This is a genomic window from Hyphomonas sp., assembly GCF_040882205.1.
Taxonomy (GTDB): domain Bacteria; phylum Pseudomonadota; class Alphaproteobacteria; order Caulobacterales; family Hyphomonadaceae; genus Hyphomonas.
On the sequence record NZ_JBBEBT010000252.1, the window covers coordinates 1 to 4,525 of the forward strand.

Annotated in this window: 5 protein-coding genes; 3 read left to right on the plus strand and 2 right to left on the minus strand. The window is 65.8% G+C overall.

The window, feature by feature from the left end:
• Positions 1 to 293 (minus strand): TIGR02300 family protein (locus tag WEA77_RS10730; RefSeq protein WP_368067872.1); only part of this gene is annotated, 293 nt, incomplete at its 3' end.
• A 126-nt stretch (positions 294 to 419) separates the two neighbouring features.
• On the opposite strand from WEA77_RS10730, the gene aroA reads away from it, so the two are divergent.
• A complete protein-coding gene (gene aroA / locus WEA77_RS10735) occupies positions 420 to 1,745 on the plus strand; it encodes a 3-phosphoshikimate 1-carboxyvinyltransferase (protein ID WP_368067892.1) in 1,326 nt (441 codons plus the stop codon).
• Positions 1,746 to 1,759: 14 nt separating this feature from the next.
• Here the strand turns inward: aroA and WEA77_RS10740 are convergent, their stop codons facing one another.
• Complete coding sequence (locus WEA77_RS10740; RefSeq protein WP_368067873.1) at positions 1,760 to 2,515, minus strand: alpha/beta fold hydrolase; 756 nt, start codon at positions 2,513 to 2,515, stop codon at positions 1,760 to 1,762.
• A 122-nt stretch (positions 2,516 to 2,637) separates the two neighbouring features.
• On the opposite strand from WEA77_RS10740, the gene WEA77_RS10745 reads away from it, so the two are divergent.
• Together WEA77_RS10745 and WEA77_RS10750 are read left to right on the plus strand one after the other, a co-directional pair.
• Positions 2,638 to 3,720 carry an NADH:flavin oxidoreductase gene (locus tag WEA77_RS10745; RefSeq protein WP_368067875.1) on the plus strand — a complete coding sequence of 361 codons (1,083 nt, stop codon included), beginning with the start codon at positions 2,638 to 2,640 and terminating at the stop codon, positions 3,718 to 3,720.
• Positions 3,721 to 3,761: 41 nt separating this feature from the next.
• Positions 3,762 to 4,525, plus strand: a 764-nt coding sequence (locus WEA77_RS10750) for an SDR family oxidoreductase (RefSeq protein ID WP_368067876.1), incomplete at its 3' end; no start/stop codon positions are given.

Consider the following 4,525-nt stretch of genomic DNA (forward strand, 5'->3'; position numbering starts at 1 on the left):
TCCTCTTCATCCTCGTCGTCCTCGACCTCTTCGGTCTCGGCGGCGTCATCGTCATCGTCGCGGATAACGGCGTCATCCTCTTCCTCGGCCTCGTCGTCATCCTCGGCCACGGCTTTGACCGCGGCGCGGGCGGCTTTCGCCTTCACCTTGGTGATGGTGGTGCGGATCACCTCGTCTTCGGGGTCAAACACCGCGCCGCACTTGGGGCAGACGGCCGGACGCTTTTTCAGGTCGTAGAATCGCGATTCGCAGGACGGACAGACCTGCTTGATACCGAGCTTGTCCTTGGACACGGGCACGCGCTCCTTTTTGTGAGTGGGAAAGCCAATTTGAAGTTGGCCGCGCGCTTGCCATGAACGCCCGGCGCTGTCAAAGCCCGAATTGCCGACTTGATCTCCTTTAATACAGGGCTTTCCACCATGGTCTGGACCAGCCGACCCGTCCGGCGCCTCGCCGGTTCCATCCGCGCGCCGGGCGACAAATCCTGCAGCCACCGGGCTCTTATCTTCGGGGGCCTGGCCGCCGGGACGAGCCGGTTTGCCGGCCTGCTCGAGGGGGACGATGTCATCCGGACCGGCCGGGCGATGGCCGCGCTGGGGGCCGCCGTGACCAATACCGGCCCCGGCGCCTGGGAGGTGACGGGGGTCGGTGGGGCTGGGTTGAGGTCGCCCAAAGACGTGCTGGATTTCGGCAATTCGGGCACCGGATCGCGCCTGATGATGGGTGTGATGGCCGGATTTGACCTGACGGCGGAGCTGTGCGGGGACGCGTCCCTCTCTTCCCGGCCGATGAACCGGGTGCTTAATCCGCTGCGCCAGATGGGGATGCAGGACACTGCCGGCAAAGAGGGGCGCCTGCCCTTTGCGCTGACAGGATCGAGCGCCCTGAACGCGATCTGTTACAAGCCGCCGCAGGCGAGCGCTCAGGTGAAGTCCGCCATCCTGCTGGCCGGTCTCAATGCAGTGGGCACGACCACGGTGCTGGAGGCCAGGGCGACGCGGGATCATACTGAGCGGATGCTGCAGGGCTTCGGCGCGAAAATCAGCTTCTCGGCCCGGCCGGGTAGCGGCGAGACTGAAATTTCCATCAGGGGCAAGCAGCCCCTCTTCGCGCTCGACGCCGCCATTCCGGGCGACCCGTCCTCGGCAGCTTTTCTGATCGCGGCGGGCATCGTGTCGCCGCAGGGCGATGTGATGGTCGAGGGCGTGATGTCGAACCCGACGCGGTCGGGCTTCTATGACGCGGCGAACCTGATGGGCGCGCATCTCGGCGCCGAAGAGCGCGGGGAAGCGGCCGGCGAGCGGCTGATCGACCTGCATTCGGGCTATGCAGGCCTAACCGGGATTGCAGTGCCAGAGCGGCTGGTCGCCTCAATGATTGACGAGTTTCCCATACTCGCTGTGCTGGCGGCGTTCGCCAGAGGTGAGACGCGGGTGACCGGCGCGGACGAACTGCGCGTCAAGGAGAGCGACCGGATCAAGGCTATCGTCGCCATGCTGCGAGGCAACGGCGTTGGCGTGGAGGAGACTGCAGACGGCTTTGTTGTTGAAGGCTGCGGCGGACCGGTGCCGGGCGGCGGCCTCGTGGCCACGCACCACGATCACCGTATCGCGATGAGCGCGCTGGTGATGGGAACTGCGGCACAAAAGCCGGTGAGCGTGGATGACGTCTCGATGATCGACACGAGCTATCCGGAATTCCTGGGGCATATGGCGCTGCTGGGGGCGGACATCAGCGAGGGATAAGCGTCGGCGCGCGCTCAGGTATAGCCAAGGAAGTCGAGGATTTTCGACAGCACCTCGCGGTCGAGGCACAGCGCGCGGTGATCGGGGCCGGAAACGCCATAGACTTCCGCACGGGGCAATCTGGCGGCGACGATTTCGATGTCTTCGAGCGGGCAGACGATGTCTGCGTCCGAGCCGATGAAGAGCAGCTTCCCCTCATAGCCGGACAGCGCGCCCGCAAAATCGAACGGGGCGAGCTCGCCGCCGCCGGACGCCTCAAAGATTTCCAGCGCGCGGTCGATGACGGCTGGCTCAGTGCCGGTGCGGCGCTTGCTTTCCGCCCAGCCGAGGACGGGCGGCGCAATCAGGATGACATAGTCGGCCCTGGCGCCGTTCTTCAGCGCATTTGCCGTCGCGACGCATCCGAACGAATGGGCGATGATTGCATCGAGCGGTGCCTCGGCCTCCCATACGGCGTGGACCGAGCGGCCCGCATGTTCGCCCCCGAACTCGGTGGATTTCGAAGCGCCGTGGGCGGGCAGGTCCATCAGCAGCACGGGGCGGGCGTTGACGATGAAGTCCTGCGCGAACCGGCGCCAGATGCGGTGCGTGTCGTCCCAGCCATGGACGAACAGGGTGGCGGGCCCCTCATGCGCGCGCCAGAGCGGCGTCGCGCCGACATCACGCCGGGTGTTCGGTGGTAGAATGTTCTGGCCGGGCGCGGCGCTCGGAGATGCAGGCACAAGCTCTGCGAGGAGCGCCCGCGCGGCATCTTCAGTTTTATCCGTCATGCATCAGCCTCCAGGTGCCATCTTGTTCGCGCAACGACCGCGCCGTCAATTCCGCCCCGGACGCCGGCGCCCTGCCCCGGCGGCAGAATTGACCTGCGCGCTATGGGCGCCATGGTGGAGGCATGACAGACCTCCATTCTCGCCTCTCCCTCGCGCGCGGCCCGGCCATGAAGAACCGTTTCATGCTGGCGCCGCTGACCAATCTCCAGAGCCATGCGGACGGCGTGCTCAGCGATGACGAGTTTCGCTGGCTGACAAAGCGGGCCGAAGGGGGCTTTGGCCTGACCATGACCTGCGCTGCGCATGTACAGGCGGCGGGACAAGGCTTTCCCGGACAGCTGGGCATTTTCCATGACAGGCACCTGCCGGGCCTGACGCGGCTGGCGTCGGCGCTGAACGCGCAGGGCACGCATTCGGTGGTGCAGCTGCACCATGCCGGCATGCGCTCGCCCAGGGAGCTGATCGGCGAGGCGCCGCATTGCCCCTCCGCGAACGAAGAGTTCGGCGCTCGGGCGATGAGCCTCGACGAAGTGAAGGCCTCACGCGATGCGTTCATTGCGGGGGCGATCCGCGCGGAAAAAGCCGGCTTCAACGGCGTGGAGCTGCACGGCGCGCATGGCTACCTGATCTGCCAGTTCCTTTCGGCAGAGGTGAACCTGCGCACTGACGCATACGGCGGCAGCGCGGAGAACCGGCGCCGCTTCCTCGACGAATGTATCGACGGCGTGCGCGCGGCCTGCGGCAAGGATTTCTCGCTGGGTGTGCGCCTGTCGCCCGAGCGTTTCGGCATGGATATCGGCGAGATCCTGCGGCTTGCCGAAAGCCTGATGCTGGGCGGCAAGGTGGATTATCTCGATATGTCGCTCTGGGATGTTTTCAAGGAGCCGGAGGACGCGGGCTTCAAGGGCAAGTCGCTGCTGCAATGGTTCAGCGACCTGGCGCGCGGTAAGTGCCGGCTGGGCGCCGCCGGCAAGATCACGACCGGCGCGCATTGCCAGCGCGCGCTGGATGACGGGCTCGACTATGTGGTGATCGGGCGCGCGGCGATCCTGCACCATGACTTTCCGGAAAAGGTGGCGGCGGATGCCGGCTTCCAGCCGATCGCCCTGCCTGTGCCGGAAGCGCACCTGAAGGCCGAAGGCCTCGGCCCGGCCTTCCTCACCTACATGAAAACCTGGAAGGGCTTCGTTGCCGAGCCCGCCTGATCCATCCGCAGACAGACAAAAGATACCCAAGGGAGACCACCATGCAGATCACCAAAGACACCGCCGCCGTCGTGACGGGCGGCGCCTCCGGCCTTGGCCAGGCCACCGCGCGCGCCCTCGCCAAGGCGGGCGCCAAGGTTGCCATCTTCGACATCAATGAAGAGGCCGGCGAAGCAACCGCCCGGGAACTCGGCGGCATCTTCTGCAATGTGAACATCATGAGCGAAGACAGTTGCGTGGCGGGCTTCGAGAAGGCCCGGAAGGCACATGGCCAGGAGCGCATCACCGTGCACTGCGCGATGGCGGCAAAGGGCGGCAAGACGCTGAGCTGGGACAAGGACAACGCGAAGTACAAACGCCTGCCAACGGCCGACTATGCCTTCGGCGCCGAAGGCGTGCTGGTCGCTTCCTACCGTATCGCCTCGATGTCGGCGGAAGGGATGGCCTACCTTCCGGAACTGGAAGACGGCGAGCGGGGCAGCATTACGCTGACTGCATCGGTCGCTGCGCAGGACGGGCAGATCGGACAGGTCGTGTACGGATCATGCAAGGCGGGCGTCAACGGCCTCGTGCTGCCGATGGCGCGCGACCTGATGGACCTCGGCATCCGCGTGAACTGCATCATGCCTGGCATCTTCGCGACGCCGCTCATGCTGCGCGCCTCGGAAAAGGTGCTGAATTCGCTGGCGGCGTCGGTTCCGTTTCCGAAACGGCTCGGCAAGCCGGAGGAGTATGCCTCGCTGGCGCTCGAGCTGGCGCGGAACACGTATTTCAACGGCCAGTGCATCCGGCTGGACGGCGGGAT

Excerpts from the sequence above, each read along its gene's own strand:
- aroA (WP_368067892.1), top strand. The coding sequence starts at position 420 with ATGGTCTGGACCAGCCGACCCGTCCGGCGCCTCGCCGGTTCCATCCGC.
- WEA77_RS10740 (WP_368067873.1), bottom strand. The coding sequence starts at position 2,515 with ATGACGGATAAAACTGAAGATGCCGCGCGGGCGCTCCTCGCAGAGCTT.
- WEA77_RS10745 (WP_368067875.1), top strand. The coding sequence starts at position 2,638 with ATGACAGACCTCCATTCTCGCCTCTCCCTCGCGCGCGGCCCGGCCATG.